At 72.0% G+C, this 23401-nt stretch carries 21 protein-coding genes; 4 read left to right on the forward strand and 17 right to left on the reverse strand.

Features of this window, described 5'->3' with window-relative positions; all coding sequences use genetic code 11:
* Positions 1–3 precede the first annotated feature (3 nt).
* The 4 genes from alaS to ACXJKD_RS15660 form a co-directional block, all read right to left on the reverse strand.
* Positions 4–2706, reverse strand: a complete 2703-nt coding sequence (alaS, locus tag ACXJKD_RS15645) for an alanine--tRNA ligase (protein WP_457255532.1) — start codon at positions 2704–2706, stop codon at positions 4–6.
* Between the two features lie 111 nt (positions 2707–2817).
* Entirely contained in the window at positions 2818–3123 is a 306-nt protein-coding gene (locus ACXJKD_RS15650) for a DUF6167 family protein (RefSeq protein WP_157692923.1), read from the reverse strand.
* A 5-nt stretch (positions 3124–3128) separates the two neighbouring features.
* A complete protein-coding gene (locus tag ACXJKD_RS15655; protein ID WP_056923355.1) occupies positions 3129–3512 on the reverse strand; it encodes a DUF948 domain-containing protein in 384 nt (127 codons plus the stop codon).
* A gap of 38 nt (positions 3513–3550) precedes the next feature.
* On the reverse strand, positions 3551–4885 hold the full coding sequence (locus tag ACXJKD_RS15660) for a replication-associated recombination protein A (protein WP_457255609.1): 1335 nt from the start codon (positions 4883–4885) through the stop codon (positions 3551–3553).
* A 112-nt stretch (positions 4886–4997) separates the two neighbouring features.
* On the opposite strand from ACXJKD_RS15660, the gene ACXJKD_RS15665 reads away from it, so the two are divergent.
* The 3 genes from ACXJKD_RS15665 to ACXJKD_RS15675 all read left to right on the forward strand — a co-directional run bounded on the left by ACXJKD_RS15665 (position 4998) and on the right by ACXJKD_RS15675 (position 8927).
* A complete protein-coding gene (locus ACXJKD_RS15665) occupies positions 4998–7247 on the forward strand; it encodes an MMPL family transporter (RefSeq protein ID WP_457255533.1) in 2250 nt (749 codons plus the stop codon).
* On the forward strand, positions 7244–7996 hold the full coding sequence (locus ACXJKD_RS15670; protein WP_457255534.1) for a GNAT family N-acetyltransferase: 753 nt from the start codon (positions 7244–7246) through the stop codon (positions 7994–7996). Before ACXJKD_RS15665 ends, ACXJKD_RS15670 begins: the two co-directional genes overlap by 4 nt.
* A gap of 106 nt (positions 7997–8102) precedes the next feature.
* Complete coding sequence (locus ACXJKD_RS15675) at positions 8103–8927, forward strand: alpha/beta fold hydrolase (RefSeq protein WP_457255535.1); 825 nt, start codon at positions 8103–8105, stop codon at positions 8925–8927.
* Between the two features lie 18 nt (positions 8928–8945).
* On the opposite strand, the gene ACXJKD_RS15680 is transcribed toward ACXJKD_RS15675, so the two are convergent.
* Positions 8946–9374: a VOC family protein gene (locus ACXJKD_RS15680; protein ID WP_457255536.1), complete on the reverse strand. Its 429-nt coding sequence runs from the start codon at positions 9372–9374 to the stop codon at positions 8946–8948.
* 9 nt (positions 9375–9383) lie between these two features.
* Complete coding sequence (locus tag ACXJKD_RS15685; RefSeq protein ID WP_457255537.1) at positions 9384–9854, reverse strand: helix-turn-helix domain-containing protein; 471 nt, start codon at positions 9852–9854, stop codon at positions 9384–9386.
* A gap of 115 nt (positions 9855–9969) precedes the next feature.
* On the opposite strand from ACXJKD_RS15685, the gene ACXJKD_RS15690 reads away from it, so the two are divergent.
* On the forward strand, positions 9970–10380 hold the full coding sequence (locus tag ACXJKD_RS15690; RefSeq protein ID WP_457255538.1) for a hypothetical protein: 411 nt from the start codon (positions 9970–9972) through the stop codon (positions 10378–10380).
* Between the two features lie 19 nt (positions 10381–10399).
* On the opposite strand, the gene ACXJKD_RS15695 is transcribed toward ACXJKD_RS15690, so the two are convergent.
* From ACXJKD_RS15695 to steA, 11 genes are all read right to left on the reverse strand, one after another.
* Positions 10400–12034: a hypothetical protein gene (locus ACXJKD_RS15695; protein WP_457255539.1), complete on the reverse strand. Its 1635-nt coding sequence runs from the start codon at positions 12032–12034 to the stop codon at positions 10400–10402.
* A 124-nt stretch (positions 12035–12158) separates the two neighbouring features.
* The gene (aspS, locus tag ACXJKD_RS15700) at positions 12159–13976 is read right to left on the reverse strand and encodes an aspartate--tRNA ligase (protein ID WP_457255540.1); all 1818 of its coding nucleotides are present in this window, start codon (positions 13974–13976) and stop codon (positions 12159–12161) included.
* A 102-nt stretch (positions 13977–14078) separates the two neighbouring features.
* A complete protein-coding gene (locus ACXJKD_RS15705) occupies positions 14079–14483 on the reverse strand; it encodes a YchJ family protein (protein WP_457255541.1) in 405 nt (134 codons plus the stop codon).
* Positions 14480–15205 (reverse strand): VOC family protein, encoded by a 726-nt coding sequence (locus ACXJKD_RS15710; protein WP_457255542.1) that lies wholly within the window; start codon positions 15203–15205, stop codon positions 14480–14482. Before ACXJKD_RS15710 ends, ACXJKD_RS15705 begins: the two co-directional genes overlap by 4 nt.
* A 10-nt stretch (positions 15206–15215) precedes the next feature.
* Positions 15216–15890: an NUDIX domain-containing protein gene (locus ACXJKD_RS15715; RefSeq protein WP_457255543.1), complete on the reverse strand. Its 675-nt coding sequence runs from the start codon at positions 15888–15890 to the stop codon at positions 15216–15218.
* Positions 15887–17593, reverse strand: coding sequence for a CTP synthase (locus ACXJKD_RS15720; protein WP_457255544.1), 1707 nt, complete (start codon positions 17591–17593; stop codon positions 15887–15889). The genes ACXJKD_RS15715 and ACXJKD_RS15720 overlap by 4 nt, the downstream gene beginning before the upstream one ends.
* A gap of 11 nt (positions 17594–17604) precedes the next feature.
* Positions 17605–18720, reverse strand: coding sequence for a glycosyltransferase family 4 protein (locus ACXJKD_RS15725; protein WP_457255545.1), 1116 nt, complete (start codon positions 18718–18720; stop codon positions 17605–17607).
* Positions 18717–20369 (reverse strand): murein biosynthesis integral membrane protein MurJ, encoded by a 1653-nt coding sequence (gene murJ / locus ACXJKD_RS15730; RefSeq protein ID WP_457255546.1) that lies wholly within the window; start codon positions 20367–20369, stop codon positions 18717–18719. The genes ACXJKD_RS15725 and murJ overlap by 4 nt, the downstream gene beginning before the upstream one ends.
* A 63-nt stretch (positions 20370–20432) precedes the next feature.
* Entirely contained in the window at positions 20433–21233 is an 801-nt protein-coding gene (locus ACXJKD_RS15735; protein ID WP_457255547.1) for a hypothetical protein, read from the reverse strand.
* Positions 21234–21238: 5 nt separating this feature from the next.
* The gene (locus ACXJKD_RS15740) at positions 21239–22180 is read right to left on the reverse strand and encodes a copper transporter (RefSeq protein ID WP_457255548.1); all 942 of its coding nucleotides are present in this window, start codon (positions 22178–22180) and stop codon (positions 21239–21241) included.
* Entirely contained in the window at positions 22177–23361 is a 1185-nt protein-coding gene (steA, locus tag ACXJKD_RS15745; RefSeq protein WP_457255549.1) for a putative cytokinetic ring protein SteA, read from the reverse strand. The genes ACXJKD_RS15740 and steA overlap by 4 nt, the downstream gene beginning before the upstream one ends.
* Between the last annotated feature and the right edge of the window lie 40 nt (positions 23362–23401).

A 23401-nucleotide genomic window follows, 5' to 3' on the forward strand; every position in this document is an offset into this window, starting at 1 on the left:
GGTTCACCCAGCGCCCCGGCTGGCGGCCTGGACGGCCCGGTCGACCTGGCCGAGGGCCTCACCGGTGCGGGTGGCGTCGGTGCCGCCGCCCTGGGCGAGGTCGTCCTTGCCGCCTCCGCCACCCCCGAGCGTCTGGGCGGCGAGCCGCACGAGGGCTCCCGCCTTGATCCCGCGGTCGCGGGCACCAGCGTTGGTGGCCACGACGATCGCCGGTCGGCCACCGGAGGTACCGGTCAGCGCGACGACGGATGGCGCGGCGTCGCCCAGGCGGTTGCGCAGGTCGAGCACCATGGTGCGCAGGTCGTCGGCAGTCGTCCCGTCACCGGCGTCGTGGGTCAGGACGCGCACCCCGTCGACGTCGTGGGCATACTCGACGAGCTGGCCGGTCGCGGCCTGCACCTGCTCGCGGCGGAGCTTCTCGAGCTCGCGCTCGGCGTCACGGACGCGCGTCACCAGCGCGGCCACCCGCTCCTTGAGCTCGCCCGGCTGCACCTTGACGATGTCAGTGAGCTCGGCGACGAGCGCCCGCTCCTTCGCGAGGTAGTGCAGCGCCTCCATGCCGACGAAGGCCTCGAGGCGACGGACGCCCGAGCCCACGGACGACTCGCCCGTGACCGTGAGGGCACCGATCTGGCTGGAGTGGCCGACGTGCGTGCCACCGCAGAGCTCGCGCGACCAGGGGCCACCGATCTCGATGACGCGGACCTGCTCGTCGTAGTTCTCGCCGAACAGCGCCAGGGCCCCGAACTCACGGGCCTCGGGCAGCGTCATGTACTGCGCGGAGACCGGCAGGTCCTGGCGCACCGCGAGGTTGGCGACCTCCTCGATCTCGCTGCGGGTCTCGGCCGACAGGCCTTGTCCCCAGGCGAAGTCGAGCCGCAGGTAGCCGGGCTTGTTGTAGGAGCCCGACTGGAGCGCCGTCGGGCCGAGCACCTGGCGGAGCGCGGCGTGCACGACGTGGGTGCCGGAGTGTGCCTGGCAGGCTGAGATGCGCCAGTCGGCATCCACCGCGGCGGAGACGTCCTGTCCCACGCGCAGCGGGCCGGTGACGACCTCGACGGTGTGCGCGACCAGGCCCTTGACCGGGCGCTGGACGTCGACCACCTTCAGGTGCGCCCCGTCGGCGGTGATGATGCCCTCGTCGGCGATCTGGCCACCGGACTCGGCGTAGAACGGGGTGCGGTCGAGGACGACCTGACCCCGCTGACCCGGCTCGAGCTCCTGGACGGCGACACCGTCGACGACGAGGCCGAGGACCTTCGCGTCGGAGGTCAGCTCCTGGTAGGCCCGCCAGTCGGTCGCACCCAGCGCGCGCAGGTCCCTCCAGACCTCGGTGTTGGCGTGCCCACCCTTCTTGGCCTTCGCATCGGCCTTGGCCCGGTCACGCTGCTCCTGCATCAGGCGCGTGAAGCCCTCGCGGTCGACCTCCAGCCCCTGCTCGGACGCCATCTCGAGGGTGAGGTCGATCGGGAAGCCATAGGTGTCGTGCAGCGCGAACGCCTCGTCACCGGCGAGCGTGCTGCCACCGGACGACTTGGTCCGTGCGACCGCGGTGTCGAGGATGGTCGTGCCCGAGGCGAGGGTGCGACGGAACGCCTCCTCCTCGGCATACGCGATCTGCGAGATGCGGTCGAAGCCCGCCTCGAGCTCGGGGTAGGAGTTCTTCATCCGCTCCACCGAGACCGGCAGCAGCAGCGGCAGGCTGGGCTCGTCGTACCCGAGGAGGCGCATCGAGCGCACCGCGCGGCGCAGCATCCGGCGCAGCACGTAGCCACGGCCTTCGTTGCCCGGGGTCACCCCGTCACCGATGAGCATGAGGCTGGAGCGCACGTGGTCGGCCACGACGCGGAGCCGAACGTCGTCCGGGTGGGACTCGCTCGCCGCGTGACCGGAGTGGGCGCCGTACTTCTTGCCGGTGAGGTCGGCGGCCCGCTCGAGGACGGGGTAGACCTCGTCGATCTCGTAAAGGTTGTCGACGCCCTGCAGGAGGGTCGCCATCCGCTCGAGGCCCATGCCGGTGTCGATGTTCTTCTTCGGCAGCTCACCGGAGATGTCGAAGTCGTCCTTGGCGCGGACGGCCGACAGCTCGTACTGCATGAAGACGAGGTTCCAGAACTCGAGGTAGCGGTCCTCGTCGACGGCCGGGCCGCCCTCGCGGCCGTACTCGGGGCCGCGGTCGAGGTAGAGCTCGCTGCACGGCCCGCCCGGACCGGGCACACCCATGTGCCAGTAGTTGTCGAGCTTGCCTCGGCGGGTGATCCGCTCCGCGGGCACCCCGATGGTCTTGTGCCACAGCTCGTAGGCCTCGTCGTCGTCCTCATAGACGGTGGGCCAGATCTTGTCGGCGTCGAGGCCGTAGCCACCCTGGCCCTGCGGCGTGGTGATGAGCTCCCACGCGAACCGGATGGCGCCTTCCTTGAAGTAGTCACCGAACGAGAAGTTGCCGTTCATCTGGAAGAACGTGCCGTGGCGGGAGGTCTTGCCGACCTCCTCGATGTCACCGGTGCGCACGCACTTCTGCACCGACGTGGCGCGGTCCCACAGGGGAGCCTGCTGGCCGAGGAAGTAGGGCTTGAACGGCACCATGCCGGCGTTGACGAACAGGAGGTTGGGGTCGTCGTACACCAGCGGTGACGACGGAACGATCGTGTGGCCCTTGCTCTCGTAGAACGAGAGGAAGCGGCGCCTGATCTCGGCGGTTTCCATGAAGTACTCAGTCCTTAGGCGCATGCGGGGCCACCGGCGGGCCGGCATGACGAATCGTACGGGCAAACAACGGGGGTGTGCCGGGGCGGCGACGCGGGTGCGCCAGCGCCCCTACCGAGCTCGCGGGCCCGTGGGGTCGTCGAGGAGGGCGCGCGCCGACGCGGCGTCGAGTCGGGCCGCACTCGCCTCGGGGTCGTCGGCCGTGCCCGCGTCGATGCCCAGCGCCAGGCGCAGCTCGCCCTCGCGCTCGGCCATGCCCTCGCGCACCGCGGCCGCGAGCTCGCGCAGACCCTCACCGAAGTCGGACAGGCCGTGGGCGACGCCGGCCGGGGTGTAGGCCTCGGCGGCCTTGCTGACCTTGCGCACGGCATACACACCGGCTGCGGCGCCCAGCGCCACCCAGAAGAGACGTGCCACGGTGATCAGCCCCTGCGGCGGCGACGGCCGCCTGCGTTCTTGGTGCCGCTCGCGCTCAGGGCCGAGCGGACACCGTAGGTGAACGCCGCGACCTTCACGACGGGCGAGCCGAGGGTGGCCGCGAACAACGAGGTGAGCGCGCTGGCGTTGGTCGTCATCGCCGACACGTTGGTCGTGATGCCGTCGACCCGCGCGAGCTGCTCGTTGGTGAGGCTGACGGTGTCGGTGAGCTTGAGCAGGGTCGGCTGCACGTTCTCCGTGGTGCTGCGCAGGCTGACCCTCGTCTCGTCGAGGATCTTGCCGGCCTTGCCGATGACGCTGCCCAGTCGGAAGACCAGGAACGCGAAGGCCAGCGCCGCGATCATGCCCGCGATGTCGCCCAAACTCACTGAATCCATGCGGGCACCCTACCCCGTGGCGCCGCAGGTCAGGAGCGGCGGATGCGCGCCTTGAGCCACTCCCAGCGTGGCCCGAGGCGCTCCTCGAACCCGCGGTCGGTCGGCCGGTAGTAGTCGGTCTTTCCCTGCAGGTCGTCGGGCAGGTAGTCCTGCTGGGCCACCCCGTCGGCCTGGTCGTGGGCGTAGACGTAGCCGTCGCCGTGACCGAGCCGGGTGGCGCCGGCATACCCGCTGCCGCGCAGGTGAGGGGGCACCAGGCCGCCCTTGCCCGCCCGCACGTCGGCGATCGCCTCGTTGATGCCGGTGTAGGCGGCGTTGCTCTTGGGGGCCAGCGCGTTGTGCACGACCGCCTGGGCGAGGATGATCCGCGCCTCGGGCATGCCGATCTGGGCGACCGCGTGCATCGCGGCGACCGCCGTCTGCAGGGCCGTGGGGTCGCCCATGCCGACGTCCTCGGACGCGGAGATGACGATGCGCCGGGCGATGAACCGCGGGTCCTCGCCGGCCTCGAGCATCCGGGCCAGGTAGTGCAGGGCGGCGTCGACGTCGGACCCGCGCATCGACTTGATGAGCGCCGAGGCCACGTCGTAGTGCTGGTCGCCGGTCTTGTCGTAGCGCACGCTCGCGAAGGCCACCGCCTGCTCGGTGTGCGCGAGCGTGATCTCCACGGGCCCCTCGTCCGAGGAGCCCGCCGGTATGCCGTCCTGCGCCACCCCAGCGGCTGCCTCCAGGGAGGTGAGGGCTCGCCGCGCGTCGCCGCCGGCGATGCGGACGAGGTGGTCGGTGGCGTCGGCTGCGAGCGCGTAGTCGCCACCGAGCCCGCGCTCGTCGGTGACCGCGGCGGCCAGCACGTCGCGGATCTCCTCGTCCGAGAGCGGTCCGAGCGTGATGAGCATCGACCGCGAGAGCAACGGCGCGATGATCGAGAACGACGGGTTCTCGGTCGTCGCCGCCACGAGGATCACCTGGCGGGTCTCGACACCGGGCAGCAGCGCGTCCTGCTGGGCCTTGGTGAAGCGGTGGATCTCGTCGAGGAAGAGCACGGTCTGGCGGTCGTACATGTCGCGCTCGCGCGCGGCCTGGTCCATCACCGCCCGGACGTCCTTGACCCCCGCGGTGACCGCGGAGAGCTCGACGAACCGGCGGTCGGCCGCGGTCGCGACCAGGTGGGCCAGCGTCGTCTTGCCGGTGCCGGGCGGACCCCAGATGATCGCCGACAACGGGCCGGCGGCTCCCGCGGACCCCTCGATCAGCCGGCGCAGGGGGCTGCCGGGCCGTAGGACGTCGGACTGGCCCCGCACCTCGTCCAGTGAGGCGGGTCGCATCCGCACGGCCAGGGGTGGGAGGGAGGCGCCGGTCGGCATGCTGTCGCCGTTCCGCCCGGCCGACGCCGCGCCCCCATGACCTTGTCGCGACTGCGTCGCGAAGAGATCATCGCCGATACCACTAGTTCCCACGGGTGGCAGGCTATCCCCCGTGCCCGACGCCCCTGACCACGCCGTCCGTCCACGGGACGTCGCGCCGAGCGCCGCGTCGCACCCCGACCGGTCCCGGTCCGCGCTCAGCCACCTGGGCGCCGGGCTGGGGCGGCGCCCGGGAGTCGTCGTGGTCACCTGGGTGCTGTTCGTGCTGCTCGGCTTCGCCGCGGCCGGCGGGGCCTTCGGCAACGAGCGGCTGTTCGACCGGCTCACGACGGGAGAGCCGACCGTGCCCGGTGAGAACGAGACCGGGCGCGACCTGGTCGCCGACTCCGGGACCTCGGGGTTCCAGACCATCACGGTGCGCATCGACGGGGTGGACGTCACCAGCCCGGCGGTCGGGCAGGCCGCGCAGCGAGCGGCCGAGCAGGTCGGGGCGCTGCCCGGCGTGACCCGCGTGGCCTCGCCCTTCGTCGTGCCGGGCGGGCTCACCTCTCCGGCCGCCTCGACGATGCTCGAGGGCGGTTCCCCCACCGCCGACGGATACGTCACCGTGGTGACGGTCGACGACCTGCCCGACGAGTCCGCGTTCCACGCGCTGGAGGACCAGGTCACCGCAGCCGTCCGGACGGCTACCGCGGGCGAGGGGGCCACGGTGACCTCCGGCGGCGTCCGTGACCTCGTCGACGCGATCACGGGACAGCTCGAGGTCGACCTGCGCACCGGTGAGGGCATTGCCCTGCCCGTGAGCTTCCTCGTGATGATCGTCGTGTTCGGTGGTTTCGTCGCCGCCGGCATGCCGATCGCCGGCGCGATCGCCTCCATCGCGGGAGCGCTCGCGTCGCTGCTGGGCTTCTCCTACCTCATCGACCTCGACACCACGGCCGTCAACGTGGTGACGGTCCTCGGGCTCGGCCTCTGCATCGACTACGGGCTGCTCGTCGTGAGCCGGTTCCGCGAGGAGCTGCGGGCCCGCGCCGCCGGCCTGCCCGTCGCGCAGATCCCCCGCGCGATGGTCGTGGACGCCGTGGCTCGCACCGTCGACTCGGCCGGCCGCACCGTGGTCTTCTCCGGCCTCACGGTGGCCATCTCCCTCGGTGGCCTGCTGGTCTTCCAGTCGCCGCTGATGAAGGGCATCGGCGCGGCAGGGGTCTCGGTCGTCGTCATCGCCGTCCTCGTCGGGCTCACCCTGGTGCCCGCGCTCTGCGTGCTGGGGGCGCGTCGGCTGCTGCGCCGGGGCACCGAACAGGCACCGGAGCACGGGGTCTTCTCGCGGCTCGCGCAGTGGGTCCACCGCTTCCCGATCCCGATCATCGTCGTCGTCGCGACCGCCCTGCTGGCCCTGGCCGCGCCCGCCCTCGACCTTCGGCTCACCTCGTCCGGCTCGCAGCTGCTGCCCGTGTCGGCGCCCGAGCGGGTCTTCTTCGACGGGTTGGCCACGGACTACCCCGTGCTGGGCGGAGCCGACGTGACCGTCGTCGCCAAGGCGCCGCTCGACCACGCGCAGCGGTATGCCGCCGACCTGCGGCTGCCCGACGGCGCCCGGGTCCTCGACGTCACGACCTTGCAGGGCGCCGAGAGCATGGTGCGGATCGACGTGCCGGGTGGTCCCCTCGACCAGCCCGCGCGCGACCTGGTCGACCAGCTCCGCGACCAGCGCCCGGAGTTCGGGACCTACGTCGTCGGGCCGGCCTCCGGGCTCAAGGACTTCACGGACTCGATGTGGGAGCGCGCGCCCTATGCGTTCGCCCTCGTCGCCCTCGCCACCCTGGTCCTGCTGTTCCTGATGACGGGGTCGGTCGTGATCCCGATCAAGGCACTCCTGCTCAACGTCGTCTCCCTCGGGGCGTCGCTCGGCATCATCGTGCTGGTCTTCCAGAAGGGCCACCTGGAGGGATTCCTCGGGTTCGACTCGGTGGGGGCCGTCGAGTCCACGATCCCGTTGCTGGTGCTCGCGTTCGGGTTCGGGCTCTCGATGGACTACGAGGTGTTCCTGCTGTCCCGCATCGTCGAGCTGCACGAGCGCGGCTACTCCAACGACGATGCCGTGGTCGTGGGACTGCAGCGCTCGGGTCGCATCATCACCTCGGCCGCCCTGCTCGTGGTCATCGTCTTCTCCGGCTTCGTGGCCGGCCAGCTGCTCATCATCAAGCAGACCGGCGTCGGCCTGGCCACGGCCGTCGCGCTCGACGCCACGCTGGTGCGCATGCTGCTCGTACCCGCCACGATGACGCTCCTCGGCGACTGGAACTGGTGGGCGCCGCAACGCCTGCGCGGGCTGCACGCGCGGTTCGGGATCACCGAGTGACCGAGGCGGTGCGCCCGATCCGGACCCACGAGGAGGCGCTCGAGGCGAGCTCCGGCAGCGCGTTCGTGCGCTACGACGTGCCCGCGCCGCTCGAGGGTGACGGGTTCGCCCTCGGCCGCGCCCTGGCGCTCCCCCGCCGCACCCACACCCGTCGCCTCGGGCTGCTCGTCCTCGGACCGCCTGCCGACGTCGACCCCCTGGTCGCCGCCATCTTCCAAGGAGACCTGCTCGACGCCGAGGTGCGGTCCGTCACCGTGCAGCGTGGCTCGCTCGACGCGGTGGCCAGGCACGTGCGGCTGCAGGAAGGCAACGAGTGGGAGTGGCTCTGCACGACTGCTCCCCCGCCGGAGGTCCCAGCCGAGTCCCGGCTGGTGCCGCTCAGCAGCGGTCACCAGCCGGAGATCGACGACCTCCTCGCCGCGGCCAACCCCGGCACCGACGCCCGGCCGTTCGAGCACCCCGGTCAGCACTGGGTCGGGGTGCGCGACGACCGCGGACGGCTGGTCGCCTGCGGCGTCCGCGAGCGCAGTCTCGCGGGTCACCCGATCCTGTCCGGGATCACCGTCGACCACGCCCACCGCGGGCTCGGGCTGGGCCTGGCCATCACGGCATACCTCACCCGTCGGGCGGTCGAGGACGACGGCGTCTGCACGCTCGGTATGTACTCGCACAACGCCGTCGCACGGCGGCTCTACCTGGGGCTCGGCTACGGGGACGTGCACGAGTGGTCGAGCCGCCGCTTCGGTTGATCGAGCACGGGCTCGACCTCCCGACCTGCGAGGAGGCGGGCGATGTGCCTACATTCGTGCTGACCCCGCAGCAACGCTGAACGGGACTCCCGGCGAGAGGACTGACATGCCCACCCTGTCCAACGGTGACGTCGAGATCCACTACGAGGACACCGGCGGGTCTGGCCGCCCTGTCGTCCTGATCCACGGATGGCCGCTCAGCGGTGCCTCCTGGTCCACCCTGACGCCGGCTCTTCGCGACGCGGGCTACCGGGCCATCGCCTATGACCGGCGCGGCTTCGGGCAGTCGGCCAAGCCCGGCGAGGCCTCCTCCTACGACTACGACACCCTCACCAGCGACCTCGACGCCCTGGTGACCGAGCTGGACCTCACCGATGCCAGCCTCGTGGGCTTCTCCATGGGTGGTGGCGAGGTGGCCCGCTACGTCGGCACCCACGGCGAGGGCCGCGTCCACAGCATCGTCTTCGCGGCCGCGATCCCGCCGTGCCTCCTCAAGGACGAGGACCACCCCGACGGCGCCGTCGACCTCGACACCGTGGCCGAGTGGCAGGGCCAGCTGAGGGCCGACCCGGCCGGGTTCCTCGACGGGTTCCTGACGAACTTCTTCAGCGCGAACGGCGAGCTCAAGGTCACCGAGGACCAGCGCCAGGAGGCGCTCGCCCTCGCAGGCCAGGCCGACGTGCACGCCGCGGCCGAGTGCATCCGCTCCTGGCTGAGCGACTTCACCGGCGACCTGGCCAAGGTCACCGTGCCGACCCTGGTCCTGCACGGCGACAGCGACGCCATCGTCCCGATCGAGGTCTCCGGCCGGCGCACCCATGCGGCCGTTGCCGGCAGCGAGCTCGTCGTGGTCGAGGGCGGCCCGCACGGGGTGTTCGCGAGCCACACCGCGCAGTTCAACGCCGCCATCGTCGAGTTTCTTGCGAAGTAGGGCCAGGCGACGGAGGGGTCAGGCGAAGTCCTCCGGGGTGTACTCGCTCTGCTCTACGAGGACGAGCCAGTYGCCGGAGTTGTCGCGGCAGAGGGCCTCGGTCCCGTAGGGCCGCTTCGACGGGGGCTGGATGAACTCGACTCCCTTGGCGCTGAGCTCCTCGAAGGTCTTCTGGCAGTCGTCGACGCTCAGGCCCAGGCCGTTCATGCCGCCTTCGTCCTGCGCACGCCGGATGGCCGCGACCATCTCGGGGGCCAGCGGCGGACCGGGCACCGCGAGGTTGACGTTCAGCTCGGGCTGCCTGGGGTGCACGACGGTGCACCACCGATAGCCGTCACCGAGCGTGATGTCGTCCTTGAGCTCGAAGCCGAGGACGTCGGTGTAGAAGGCCAGGGCCTCGTCCTGGTCCTTCACGAAGACGCTGACGATGGAGATGTTGGTGATCATGGGTCGACCCTAGGAGGAGGTCGGCTCGGCGTGCTTCTCCTCGATTGCGAGATCGGGCTTCGTGGCAGGCTGCTTCTCGGCCAGGCCCCACATGAACACGAAGCACCCGGGGATGTGCGGCGCCCCCGCGGCATACCGGCGCTGGAAGTCACTCGGGCTCTCACCGACGACCGCCCTGAACCGGCTGCTGAACGACCCGAGGCTCGAGAACCCGACCGCGTGGCACACCTCGGTCACGGTGAGGTTGGTGGCCCGGAGCAGGTCCTGTGCGCGCTCGATCCGCCGCTGCGACAGGTACTCCCCCGGGGTGAGGCCGTAGGTCGCCTTGAACAGCCGCAGGAAGTGGTACTTGCTTAGCCCGGCCACGGCCGCCAGCGAGTCGACGTCGACCTGCTCGGCGTAGCACCGGTCGGCGTGGTCGCGCGCCCGACGCAGGTGCACGAGGACATCGCCCGGTGCGCGTAGTGCCTTGTCTCCCACGGACCCATTCTGCCGGTGGTGGACTAGGCAGAACGCGGGATCTGCCCGACCCGCCCGGCTCCTAGGCTCGTCCTCACCCACCCAGTTGCTCGCAGGGGGCTCGAAAGGATGTCCGATGCGATCCGCTGCCCGCCTGACCATTGCAGCAGCCCTCACCCTTCCCCTCGCCGCGGCAGCCGTCGTGCCGGCCTCCGCGGCCCCTGCCCGGGCCGGGCTCGTCACCGTGCAGTGCGGCTCCACGCTCTACCAGACCTGGGTCAACGGGAACGGCGCGTTCACCCCGGCCCACGACCTCGGGAGCACGAGCACCCTCGTGCCGCTGGCGTTCGGCCCCAGCACCTTCACCCTCACCGACCCCAACGGCGTCGTCGTCGACTCGGGTACCGACCCCGGAGCGGCGAAGGGCCGGTCGGCGAACGCCGCCGGAGCCCAGTGGTGCAGCTACTGGCTCAGCGGGACCGACGGGGACGGCTTCACGTTCTCGGTCACCGGCACCGTCCTGGGCAAGGTGACACCCATCGGCTGAGCGTCTTCCGTCGCCGGCCCTAGCGGGTCAGGGCCTCCCGGACCGCTGCGAAGAAGGCGACGGCCCAGGGCTCGTGCGGCTGCGGGATGTCGGCCGCCAGCTGCTCGAGCCCGCCCGGCCGACCGGGCACCGCGTAGCGGCGGGACATGAGATCGTCGTGGTTGAGCTGCACCACCCGGTGGGCGACCGCGACCGGGTCGCGCTGGGTGATGGCGCCGCGCAGGTGCAGGCCCGACCACACCTCGTCGAAGTCCTGGAGGCCGTTGAAGAAGTTGCGGATCAGCACCCAGAAGACGAAGTCGATCACCTCGTCGGCCCAGCCGTGCACCCGCACGATGCCCGGGACGGTCTCGCCGACGAAGGTGTACTCGTGCTCCACATCGACCACGCGGCCGTAGGCCATCAGGGTCGGCAGGGTGCTGGTGTCGAGCACCCCGAGCCACCGGACCGCCCGGGACAGCAGGCCGACTCCCGCGGCGCTGTCCGAGTAGAGGAAGGTGCTGCGGGCCATCGCGTCCGCTGCCGTCTCGACGAGGCGCCGCAGCGCCGGAAGGGCGTCGGGCAGCTCCTGCCCTACGAGGTCGAAGAACTCGCCCTCGTCCATCAGCCGGCCCTCGACCGCGAAGCGCAGCTCGATCGCGGCGTCCTCCGCCCGACCCGCGAGGTCCGGTGTCATCTCGGCCGTCAGGGCGTCGAGGGCCTCCGTCACCCCGGCAGTGGTCCACGCGGGGACGCTGATCGTGATGCGGTTGGTCGGTTCGCCGGCCGGTGGTCCTGCGGGCGACCCGCCGGGGGATCCGTCCGGCGTGGCGGGGGTGAGCAGGGCGGCGGGGGTCGCCAGCGCGGGGGTGGGCAGCGCGGGGGTGGGCAGCGCGGGGGTGGGCGCGGCGCTCGGGACCCAGCCGTCGCGCTCGACCGGGATCACCGCGGGGTGCATGACCTCGACGGAGGGTGCGCCGTCGAGGATCGCCGCGCCGTCGCCGAAGGTCTCGCGGGCTCGACGACCCGGCAGGGCCTCGAGGTGGTAGCTGTACTCGGCGCACGGCACCCAGGTGTTCGGCATCAGGCCCTTGCGCTCGAGCCACAACCGGGGCGAGGCGGTTCCGTCGAGTCCCACGCAGCTGTGGAAGCCGTTGGTCCGCACCCAGAAGGCCTGGCCGTCGGGCTGCCACGCGGCGAAGTCGGCCCAGCTGTCGGCCAAGGTGTCCAGGTCGTCGGCGGCGGCGCGGACCAGTCGCTCGTCGGCCTGGAACCACGCGGGGTATGCCGTGGGTGGCGGCGCGTCGTCCTCCGGACCGCCGCCGTGCTCGAGCATCGTCCAGGCGATCGCGTCCCAGTACGCCTGCCGCTGGGCCCGGGCCACCCGGCGGTCCTCGCTGCGGAAGTAGCCCATCGCGTCGGGCATGTCCTCGACCGACAGCCAGGCCACCACCACCCGACCGAGCAGGCGGGCCGGTTCGAGCTCCCACAGCTGGTAGCACAACCCGTACCGGCGCTCGACGGCCACGGGCGTGGGCTTCGCGCGACCGAACAACCCCCTGGGCGCAGCGCCGGCGCCCGGGATCGGCACCTCGTCGACTGCCACCCGGGTGATGTCCTTGCGCACGGCGTGGCGACCGTCGGGGCTCGGGATGAGGACAGGCGTCCGGACCATGCGCGGAGCCTAACTTTCGGGCGCGCGTCGCGGCGGCGGTTCCGCCCCACGCCCTGGTCCCCGCCGGAGATTTCGGCCGATCGGCCGACTTGAGGTGCGCCCGAGGGTGCCGGGCGTGGTGGGCTCAGGCCCCGGCGTCGGCCTTCGCGTCGGCCTTCGCGTCGGCTGGCTCGGGCCGGGCGTCGACCCCGGCCTCCTTGCGCTGCTCGGCCGTGATCGGGGCCGGTGCGGCGGTCAGGGGGTCGTAGCCGCCACCCGACTTCGGGAAGGCGATGACGTCGCGGATCGACTCGGTGCCCGCGAGCAGCGAGACGATGCGGTCCCAGCCGAACGCGATGCCACCGTGCGGCGGCGCGCCGAAGGCGAAGGCGTCGAGCAGGAAGCCGAACTTCTCCTGCGCCTCCTCCTCGGACAGGCCCATCACCTTGAACACCCGCTCCTGCACGTCGCGGCGGTGGATACGGATCGACCCGCCACCGATCTCGTTGCCATTGCAGACCATGTCGTAGGCGTAGGCCAGCGCGGGACCGGGGTCGGTGTCGAAGGTGTCGAGGAACTCGGCCTTGGGCGAGGTGAACGCGTGGTGCACCGCGGTCCAGGCACCGGCACCGACGGCGACGTCACCAGCCGCGACCGCCTCGGACGACGGCTCGAAGAGCGGGGCGTCGAGCACCCAGAGGAACGACCAGGCGGCTTCGTCGATGAGCTCGCAGCGGCGGCCGATCTCGAGCCGGGCGGCACCCAGCAGGGCGCGCGACGACTTGGTGGCACCGGCGCCGAAGAAGACGCAGTCGCCCGGCTGGGCACCGACGTGGGCGGCCAGGCCGTCGCGTTCGGCGTCAGTGAGGTTCTTGGCGACCGGACCGCCCAGCGTGCCGTCCTCCTGGACGAGCACGTAGGCCAGGCCCTTGGCACCGCGGCTCTTGGCCCAGTCCTGCCAGGCGTCCAGCTGCTTGCGCGGCTGCGAGGCGCCGCCGGGCATGACGACCGCGCCGACGTACTCGGCCTGGAACACCCGGAACGGCGTGTCCGCGAAGTAGTCGGTGCACTCGACCAGCTCGGTGCCGAACCGCAGGTCGGGCTTGTCGGAGCCGAACCGGCGCATCGCCTCGGCATAGGTCATCTGGAGGAACGGCGTCTGCAGCTCGACCCCGATGAGCTTCCAGACCTCCTTGACGATCTCCTCGCCGAGCTCGAGCACGTCGGCCTGCTCGACGAAGGACATCTCGATGTCGAGCTGGGTGAACTCGGGCTGGCGGTCGGCGCGGAAGTCCTCGTCGCGGTAGCAGCGCGCGATCTGGTAGTAGCGCTCCATGCCGGCGACCATGAGCAGCTGCTTGAACAGCTGGGGGCTCTGCGGGAGCGCGTACCAGGAACCGGGCGCGAGGCGCGCGGGCACGAGGAAGTCGCGGGCACCCTCGGGGGTGGACCTGGTCAGCGTCGGCGTCTCGATCTCGATGAAGTCACGGGCGCCGAGCACGGTGCGGGCCGCAGCGTTGACCCGCGAGCGCAGCCGGATGGCCGACCCCGCCGAGGAGGCACCGGGGCGGCGCAGGTCGAGGTAGCGGTGCTTGAGACGCGCCTCCTCGCCGACCGTGACGCGCTCGTCGATCTGGAACGGCAGCGGCGCGGAGGCGTTGAGCACCTCGATCGAGCTCGCGACGACCTCGACCTCGCCGGTGGGCAGGTCGGGGTTGACGTTGTTCTCGGTGCGGGCGACGACCTCGCCGGTCGCCCGGATGCAGTACTCGTTGCGCAGGTCGTGGGCCGCACCGGTGAGGACCTCGTCCCGAGCCACGACCTGGACGATCCCGCTGGCATCGCGCACGTCCAGGAAGGCCACTCCGCCGTGATCGCGCCGACGGGCGACCCAGCCCGTGAGCGTGACGGTCTGACCGGCGTGGTCGGCGCGCAGGGTGCCGGCCTCATGGGTGCGGAGCACGAGAGATCCTTCGATTCAGTCGGGTGGTGAACCCGGCCATCCTACGGACCGGCCCACACGGCATACGAATCGGTTTGTCCGGGGGTCCCTGGTGGTGGCGGCTCAGCCCACGTCGCCATCGACGTAGACCCAGCGTCCTGCTCGCTTCACGAACCGGCTCCGCTCGTGCAGCACGCCGTCGGCGTGCGCCGCCTCGAACTCCACCTCACCGACCGAGTCGCTGTCTCGTCCGTCCGCGGTCTCCAGCACGGTCAGTCCCTGCCAGGCCGGGCCGCTCGACGCGTCGAGGTCGCTCGGCCGGGTGCGCGGGTGCCACGTGCGCAGCAGGTATGCCGTGTCGTGGACGACGTAGGCGCTGTAGCGGCTGCGCATGAGCCGCACCGCGGACTCGGCGTGCGTGACACCGTCGTGCAGTGGTCGGCAGCACTGTGCGTAGGTCAGGCCGGTGCCGCACGGGCAGGCGTCGGCAGCGGCCGCGTCGTGGGCGACGGCCCCGAAGGCGCTCACTGCGACCTCGACGGGAGGAAGCAGAACTCGTTGCCCGAGGGGTCCTGGAGCGAGGTCCAGGGCAGGTCGCCCCAGTCGTGGTCGAGGCGCACGGCCCCCAGGCCCTCGACGTGGTCGATCAGCGCGGCCAAGTCGTCCCGGGCCTCGAGCCGCAGGTCGAGGTGCAGCTGGTTCTTGCCCATCTTGGGCCTCTCCCGCTCCGCCCGGAGGAACTCCAGGACCGGTCCGCGGCCGGAGGGGTGCCGCAGCGACTGGGGGGCGCTCCCGGCGTAGTCGCGCCAGCCGGTGAGCTCGGCCCAGAACGCCGCATCGCGCGCCGGGTCGTCGCCGAGGATGGGGACCGCCGCGATCGGGCCGGTGTCGCGGTAGGCCTCGCGCTCCTCCATCACGCAGAAGGGGTGACCCTCCGGGTCGGCCAGCACCACCCAGGGCACGTCACCCTGACCGATGTCGAGGTGGGTGGCGCCGAGGCCGATCAGCCGCTCCACGGTGCCGGCCTGGTCGGGACCGGCGTGCAGGTCGAGGTGGAGCCGCGGCGCGGGCAGCAACGGGTCGGTGACCTGCTGGAAGCAGAGGTCGAGGGTCGGCCCACCGTCCACCGACAGCCGGGTCTCGACGATGTCGGACTCATCGGTCAGGGTCTGGGTGCCCAGCGCCTGCTCCCAGAAGTGCCCGAGCACCTGCGACTGGGCAGCATCGAAGACGAGGTTCTCCAGGTACATGGGAGGGACCCTACGCGCGGTGGCCGGGCCAGGGTGCGTCCACCGGTCGCACGGTGGCCCAGTCCTGGTCGCGCGCCGCGAGGGCCGCGAGCACGGCGATGCCGAGGGTGGCGTTGTGGAGGCGACCGGCGAGGAACGCGTCGCGGGCCTCCTCGAGCGCGACCCAGCGCACCGGCATACCCAGCTCCTCGCTGTCGCGCTCGTGGCGCTCCCCCGCCGGCACCGTGGCGAGGTCACGCGCGAGGTAGATGCGCAGCACCTCGTCGAGCCCACCGGGCGAGCTGACGTAGTCGGCGAGCACGTGCCACGTGCCGGCGACCAGGTCCGCCTCCTCGTGCAGCTCACGGGCGGCACCGACGTGCGGCGGCTCCCCGTCGACGTCGAGCAGCCCCGCGGGGATCTCCCACTCGTAGGCCCGCACGGGGTGGCGGTACTGCTGGATGAGGCAGATCCGGCCCCGGGCGTCGAGCGCTGCCACGGCCACCGCGCCGGTGTGGCGGACGTACTCACGGGTCACCTCGCCGGCCTGACCGAGGTCGACGCGGTCACGCACGACGTCCCAGACGATGCCGTGCAGCGCCACCTCGGAGTGCAGGACGGGCAGGTCGGCGTAGCGGTCGGCCAGCTCCCCCTCAGGGCCGCCTGAGCCGTCGAAGCCCTCGAAGCCCTCGGCTCCTTCGGTCACGCCGTGGCGTCCGCCGTGCTGCGCGGGCGCTCCACCTCGACCAGCCGAGCGGCGCGCTGGGCGTTGATCGCGGCCTCGACGAGACCGGCGAAGAGCGGGTGGGCCCGGTGCGGGCGCGACTTGAACTCCGGGTGCGCCTGCGTCGAGACGTAGTAGGGGTGCACCTCGCGGGGCAGCTCGACGAACTCGACGAGGTTCTTGTCCGGGGACAGCCCGGAGAAGACCAGGCCGGCGGCCTCGAGCTCTTCGCGATAGCTGTTGTTGACCTCGTAGCGGTGCCGGTGGCGCTCGTCGACGGCGACCGCGCCGTAGGCCTCGGCGATGACCGAGCCCTCGGTCAGCTTGGCCGGGTAGGAACCGAGCCGCATCGTGCCACCGAGGTCACCGGCACCCTCGACGAACGCCTTCTGCTCCTCCATGGTCGCGATGACCGGGGCGGGGGTGTTCGGGTCGAACTCGGTCGAGCTCGCGCCGTCGATGCCCGCGACGTTCCGGGCGTACTCGATGACCATGCACTGCAGGCCGAGGCAGATACCGAGCGTGGGCACCTGGCGCTCGCGGGCCCACTTCAGGGCCCCGAGCTTGCCCTCGATGCCACGCACGCCGAAGCCACCGGGCACCAGCACGGCGTCGACGCCGCCGAGCGCCTTCTGCGCACCGGACTCGGTCTGGCACTCGTCGCTGGCGACCCACCGGATCGAGACCTTGGCGTCGTGGTGGAACCCACCAGCGCGCATGGCCTCGGTGACCGAGAGGTAGGCGTCGGGCAGGTCGATGTACTTGCCGACCAGCGCGATCTCGACGGTGTGCTCCGGGCTGTGCACCCGGCGCAGCAGCTCGTCCCAGTCGTGCCAGTTGACGTCGCGGAAGTTGAGCCCGAGCCGGCGGATCACGTAGGCGTCGAGGCCCTCCTTGTGCAGGACCTTCGGGATGTCGTAGATGCTCGGGGCGTCGACCGCTGCGGCGCAGGCCTCGGTGTCGACGTCGCACATCAGCGAGATCTTGCGCTTGATGCTGTCGGGGATCTCGCGGTCGGCCCGCAGCACGAGGCCGTCGGGCTGGATGCCGACCTGGCGCAGGGCGGCCACGGAGTGCTGGGTGGGCTTGGTCTTCAGCTCGCCACTCGGGGCGAGGTAGGGCACCAGCGAGACGTGGAGGAAGAACACGTTGTCGCGGCCGACGTCGTGACGCACCTGCCGGGCCGCTTCGAGGAACGGCAGCGACTCGATGTCGCCGACCGTGCCGCCGATCTCGGTGATGATGATGTCGGGAGCCTCACTCGGCTTGACCCCGGGGCTGCCGGCGGCCTGCGCCCGCATCCGTTCCTTGATCTCGTTGGTGATGTGCGGGATGACCTGGACGGTGTCGCCGAGGTACTCACCCCGCCGCTCCTTGGCGATGACCTGGTTGTAGATCTGCCCGGTCGTGACGTTCGCCTTGCCCACGAGGTTGCTGTCGAGGAACCGCTCGTAGTGACCGATGTCGAGGTCGGTCTCCGCACCGTCGTCGGTCACGAAGACCTCGCCGTGCTGGAAGGGGTTCATCGTGCCCGGATCCACATTGAGATAGGGATCCAGCTTCTGCATCGTGACCCGCAGACCGCGGGCCCGGAGCAGATGTCCGAGGCTTGAGGCCGTGAGGCCCTTGCCGAGTGAGGAGGCAACGCCCCCGGTTACGAAGATGTGTTTCGTCTGCTCCACCACGGGATTCAAGCCTACGTCATTCCGAGCATGCCTGAGTACCACTCGTGCCAGCGACTCGCCGTCGCCGTTCCGTCGTCCCACGATGTGGCCCGCTCACGGCCCGCCACGGAGGCGGTATGCCGCGTGGCCGGCTCGGTGAGGTAGCGCGCCACGGACTCGGCGGCCCGACCCGCGTCACCGACCGGCACCAGCGCCCCGATGCCCTCGACGAGGTCGGGCAGCCCGCCCACGTCGGTTGCCACCACCGGCAGCCCGGCGGCCATCGCCTCCTGGACGACCAGCGCCCGGGCCTCCCAGGTCGAGGTCAGGACGAAGACGTCTGCGGCCCGCAGCCAGCGAGCCGGGTCGGGTTGCGGGCCGACGAGGTGCACGGGCAGCCGGTCCGCCTCGATCCGCTGCACGAGGGCCTCGCGCAGGTCGGCGTCGCCGCCCCCGACGACCACTGCCGTGACGGGCACGGGCAGCCGGGCGATCGTGTCGACGAACGTGCCCAGGTCCTTCTGGGGGGCCACCCGCGCGATCGACAGCACAAGGGGCGCGTCGGCGGTCAGCGGCTCGATCCCGTTCTCCTGCAACAGCTCTGCGGCCAGGGCCCGCCGCTCCGCGTCGGGCAGCGGCGCGGCCGCGAGGAGCTCCGGCACCCGCGGGGAAGGAACCGGGGCGAGGCGAGCGTCACGGGCACCCAGACGCTCCGCCTCGACGACCAGGTCGCTGCTGGCGCCCGTGACGACGGTGGCCCGCCGCACGACCAGTCGCTGGACCAGGTCGAGGACACGGCGTCGCGCGCCGCCTCCCAGCACCGCGTTGTGGTGGCTGACGACCACCGGGGTCCGGGTGCCCGCCGAGGCCACGACCGCGACGAGACCGCCTTGGTGGCCGTGGGCGTGCAGGACGTCAGCGCCCCGCACGAGCCCGCGCAGCCGCCGCAGGTCCCTGAGCGAGCCGAGGACGCCGGCGGCCCTGCTCGGCCACCACAGGCGCGCGCCGGCCAGGTCGAACCGTTCCGCGGTGGACCCGTCGGTCACCACGGTGACGTCGTCGCCGAGGGCGCGCAGGTCCGCCGTGAGATCGGCCACGTGGGTGCCGATGCCGCCGGCGCTGCGGCCCAGGAGCATCACGACCCTCACGCGGAGGTCCCCCTGCGCCGGGCGCGGCCGCGTTCGCGCAGGGCCTTCATGGCCTTGCGGTCCGCAACCATCATCACGCCGAGGTAGGCCAGCAGGGTCATCAGCCCGACCAGGAACCCACTGCCGAGGGCCGACCAGAGTGAGTGCGGAGACATTCCGCGCGCCACGGTGTCACCCACGACCAGCCCCACTGCCACGGAGACGACAGCGGCGCCGAGCGTGCGCCCGGCACCCTGCACGGCTTCCGGTCCCCAGGCGGCGCGCACCAAGAGCGCCAGCACTGCCGCGGAGGCCGTCATCCCGACGGTCGAGCCCACGCCGAGCACGCCCAGGGTGGTGCCAGCTCTCGAGCCCTGCGGGATCACCGCGATGGGGATGAGGGCCGCGAGGGCCCAGCCGGCGGCCACGGCCAGGGCGGCGTGGAGGGGGCGGCCCCGCACGTAGAGCGCCCTGGTCAGCAACGCCGCGACGGAGAACCCCACCAGTCCCGGGGCGTAGGCCGACAGGGCGCCGGGGAGGGCCGCGAGCGCTGCTCCCCCGCCCGAGTCGGCGGCCCGGTCGAACGACTCGAAGAACACCCCGACCGGACGCGAGACCGCCATCAGCACGGTCGCGGCGCCCGCCGTGAGCAGCAGGATCCCCCGCAGCGCTGCGGCCAGTGTGTCGCGCGCGGAGGTCCCGACCTGTTCCTTCAGCTCCTCGGCGGCGCTGGTGTGCGCCAGCGCAGGGAAGGCGGACGTCGCGATCGGCACGGCCAGTACGGCATACGGGAGGAGGTAGACGGCCTGGACGTAGGTGTAGACGTTGACGACACCGGTGTCGACGGTGCGTGGGGCGTGGGTGAGCCACAGGGTGGCCGCGACGGCGGCCTGCTGGGCCACCAGCGCGATGACGCCGGCACCGGCCAGCGACCCGGCGCGGCGGGCCACCCCCTCGGGGAAGCTGAACGTCGGCCTCAGCCGGACCCCGGCCCGCACCGCAGGCACGAGCAGGGGCAGGCTCAGCACCACGACACCGAGGGTCGTGCCGCCGGCGAGCACCCAGGTCGCGTCGGTGGAGATGTCGGCCGGCGTCGTCCCCGGCTCGGCGGCGAGCCGGTAGCCGACGTAGGCGGCGATGACGACGAGGCTCGAGAGCAGGGGGGCCAGCGCCGCAGCGAGGAACCTGCGGTGCGCCTGGAGGACGCCGGCCAGCACGACCCCGACGCCGTAGAGGGCCACCTGGGGCGCGAACACCAGGAGCATGGTGGTGCCGAGCTCGGCGGCTCCGGGCACGGTCGAGTCGCCGAGCAGCGCGTCGCTGAGCCACGGCGCCGACAGCGCCAGCAGCACCGACAGGGGCACCAGGACGGCGACCGCCCAGGTGAGCAGGGCCGAGGCGGTCCGGTCCGCGTCGTCACGACGCCCCGCCCCCAGCTGGCTCGCGATCAGGGGCACGGCCACGGCGGCGAGGGCACCACCGGCGGCGACCTCGTAGACGACGTTGGGGAGCATGTTGACGGACTGGTAGGTGTCACCCACCCCGCCCGCGCCGACGGTGCGCGAGAACACGATGGTGCGCCCGAAGCCGGCGAGCCGGGCCAGCAGCGTCACGACGGCGATGAGGGCCGCGGCCTTGGCGACCGACGTGCCGACCGTCCTCGCGGTCATCGGCGACACCGCGTCATCGACGGCACCGCACCATCGACGGCACCGCACCATCGACGACCCGCATCATCGACGACCCAGGGCGTCGAGCTCGCGCAGCCCCGGGGTGGACTCGATCACCGAGGTGAACGAGACCTTCTCCGACGCGAGGGTCAGCGCGGTCAGGGCGGCCAACGCGACCCAGCGACCACGACGGCCGGTGCGCTGCACCAGGGCGGCGCCGAGCAGCGCGCCGGCGCCGTTCGCACCGGTGTCGCCGAGCATGGCCTCCCCCGCCAGGTCGGGTCCGAGCAAGCCTGCGGCGGCACCCACTGCGGCACCGGCAGCCGGTGCGCTGCGTGCCGAGGTCGCCGTGAGGGCACCCAGGACGATGGTCGCCTTGAGCGCGCGACCGGGGCGCAGGTCGAGCAGGTTGAGCAGGTTGGCCGAGCCCGCGATGACCGCACCGCCGACCAGCGTGTCCAGGGCGCCACGGCTGCGGACCCCGCGGTCGATGAGGGCCGCCGAGACGAGGCCGGTCACCCCGAGGCCGAGGACCTTGACCGCGCCGGTCGTGACCTCACCGCGGGCGAGCGCGCCCAGGTGGCCCTTCAGTCCCTTGCTGCTCGAGTCGCCCCTGAGGTCGTCCAGGGCGCCGAAGGCCGCGGACGACCCGGCCGCGAGCACCGGCCCCGGCCCGGCACCCAGCAGCGCTGCGGCACCGGCGGCACCCACGGCATACGCAGGGCCCTCGAGGAGGGTGACCGTGCGGCCGGCATGGTTGGTGCGATCCCAGGTGGACGCCCCGCCGGGCGGGTGGTCGCGAAGGAGGCGGAGCGCAGAGGCGGCGAGCGCCCCGGCAACGGCACCGGACACGAGTGCGCGCACGGCGGCTACTTGGTCGCCAGCTGGGGGAAGGCCGCGGTCGCGTCGGAGGCGAGGCCGTACTGCCCGGACTTGCCCGCCTGCTGCTCGAGCAGCCCGAACACGAGGCTGGCCTGCCCCATCGGGAGCTCGGCGTCGTCCACCGTGGACAGCACCTTGGACTGGTCGCTGTCGTCGCGGGAGGTGGTGACGACGGACGTGGTGTTCGTGGCGCCGGGGCTGAGGCTCGCAGCCACGAGGATCGCTCCCGCGCCAGCCTCGTCGAGCGCTCCGGCGAGGTGGCTCAGGCCGGCCGCCCGGGCCTCGCGCGCGGTCGCATCCGAACCGGTCACGGGACCGGCCACGACCACGGCGATCGAGGCGACCTTGACGTTGTCGGGGGTGTAGCGGATCAGGTCACCGGTGCGCATCGCCTCGAGCGCCGACGCAGCACCTGCGGCGGTGGATCCGGCCTTGGCGAGCACGGACCGCGCGAGGACGGCGTCGACGACGTCGCTCCCGGACTGGTCGATCGGGACCCCCACCTGACTGGCCAGCTGCTGCCCGAGCGTCGCGCGGAAGGCGGCCTTGTCGGGGTCGACCCAGTTGTCCTGCACCGAGATCGTGGACCCGACGACCGCGCCCGCCGAGGCGAGCGTGCCCTGCGTGGACTTGACGAGGTTGGGGTCGGCCCCGGGGAGGACGACGAGGGTGACCGTCGTGTCCTTGAGCCGCTCCGCGAGCAGGCTGCGGTTGCTGGCCGAGGTGAACTCGTCGCGCGCCGAGGTCCCCTTCTCCGCGGCGTCGAGCTCGCTGCGCAGGGAGGCCTTGTCGGCGCGCAGGTTCTTCACCTCGGAGGTGAGCGTGTTGCCGATGTCCTCCTTGAGCGGACCGGCACCGAGCACGATCCCCACGGCGAGGGCCATGAAGATCGAGACGATGGAGACGAGGTGGTAACGAAAGTCGATCACGTGACGATTCCTACGACGAAGGACCAGAGGTCGTCCCACCGGGCGCCGAGCACCTGGAGGAACGCGCGCCCACCAGTGGTGGACCAGAGCGCCGCGAAGAGCGCGCTGAGGCCCCCCAGCAGCATCAGCGTCAGGGCGAGGTTGGAGATGCGGGAGCGGTAGAGCCGGCTGACGCCCTTGGCGTCGATGAGCTTGCCGCCCACGCGCAGCCGGGTGAGGAAGGTGCTGGCCATGCCGCTGCGACCCTTGTCGAGGAACTCGACGAGCGTCGCGTGGGTGCCGACGGCGACGATCAGCTCGGCGCCCTTGTCGTCGGCCAGCAGCATCGCGACGTCCTCGCTCGTGCCGGTGGCCGGGAAGACGACCGGCTCGACGCCGAGCCGCTGGACGCGCTCGAGACCGGGGGCGTTGCCATCGCGGTACGCGTGCACCACGATCTCGGCACCACAGCGCAGGGTCGCGTCGGACACGGAGTCCATGTCACCGACGACCAGGTCGGGCTTGAGGCCGACCTCGAGGAGGGCATCGGCACCGCCGTCGACACCGATGAGCACCGGCCGGTACTCCCGGATGTAGCTGCGCAGCATGCGCAGGTCTTCCTTGTAGTGGTAGCCGCGCACCACGATGAGGGCGTGCCGGCCGTCGATCTTGGTGGTGATGTCGGGGACGCCGACGCCGTCGAGCAGCAGCTCGCGCTCGCGCCGGAGGTACTCCATCGTGTTGGCGGCGAAGGCCTCGAGCTGGACCGCCAGCCCTGCCCGCGCCTCGGTCATCGCCGACTGCACGAGCTCGTGGTCGAAGGCCTGTCCCTTGGCCACGACCTCGTCGCCGACCCAGATCTGGTCCCCGTCGATCCGCACGAGCTGACCGTCGGCGAGGTCGTGCATGACGTCCTTGCCGACGTTGTCGATCAGCGGGATCCCCGCGTCCACGAGGATCTCGGGGCCGAGGTTGGGGTAGCGACCCGAGATGGAGGGAGCGGCGTTGACGACGGCGGCCGGCCGGCACGCCAGCAGGGCCTCCGCGCTCACCTTGTCGATGTCCTGGTGGTCGATGACGGCGATCTCGCCGGGCTTGAGCCGCTTGGTGAGGTTCTTGGTCCGGGCGTCCACGCGCACCAAACCGCGCACCCCCGGGAACTCGGGGTCGCGGGCACGTTGGCGGGTGAACTTCAAAGGCATCCTGACCATCCTCCCATGGGGCAACGGGTATGCCGCACGG

The sequence above is a fragment of the Pedococcus sp. P5_B7 genome, assembly GCF_054049895.1.

Coding starts and splice junctions, on each gene's coding strand:
- alaS (WP_457255532.1), bottom strand. CDS start 2,706: ATGGAAACCGCCGAGATCAGGCGCCGCTTCCTCTCGTTCTACGAGAGC.
- ACXJKD_RS15710 (WP_457255542.1), bottom strand. CDS start 15,205: ATGTACCTGGAGAACCTCGTCTTCGATGCTGCCCAGTCGCAGGTGCTC.
- steA (WP_457255549.1), bottom strand. CDS start 23,361: ATGCCTTTGAAGTTCACCCGCCAACGTGCCCGCGACCCCGAGTTCCCG.
- ACXJKD_RS15675 (WP_457255535.1), top strand. CDS start 8,103: ATGCCCACCCTGTCCAACGGTGACGTCGAGATCCACTACGAGGACACC.
- ACXJKD_RS15660 (WP_457255609.1), bottom strand. CDS start 4,885: ATGCCGACCGGCGCCTCCCTCCCACCCCTGGCCGTGCGGATGCGACCC.
- ACXJKD_RS15690 (WP_457255538.1), top strand. CDS start 9,970: ATGCGATCCGCTGCCCGCCTGACCATTGCAGCAGCCCTCACCCTTCCC.
- ACXJKD_RS15695 (WP_457255539.1), bottom strand. CDS start 12,034: ATGGTCCGGACGCCTGTCCTCATCCCGAGCCCCGACGGTCGCCACGCC.
- murJ (WP_457255546.1), bottom strand. CDS start 20,369: ATGACCGCGAGGACGGTCGGCACGTCGGTCGCCAAGGCCGCGGCCCTC.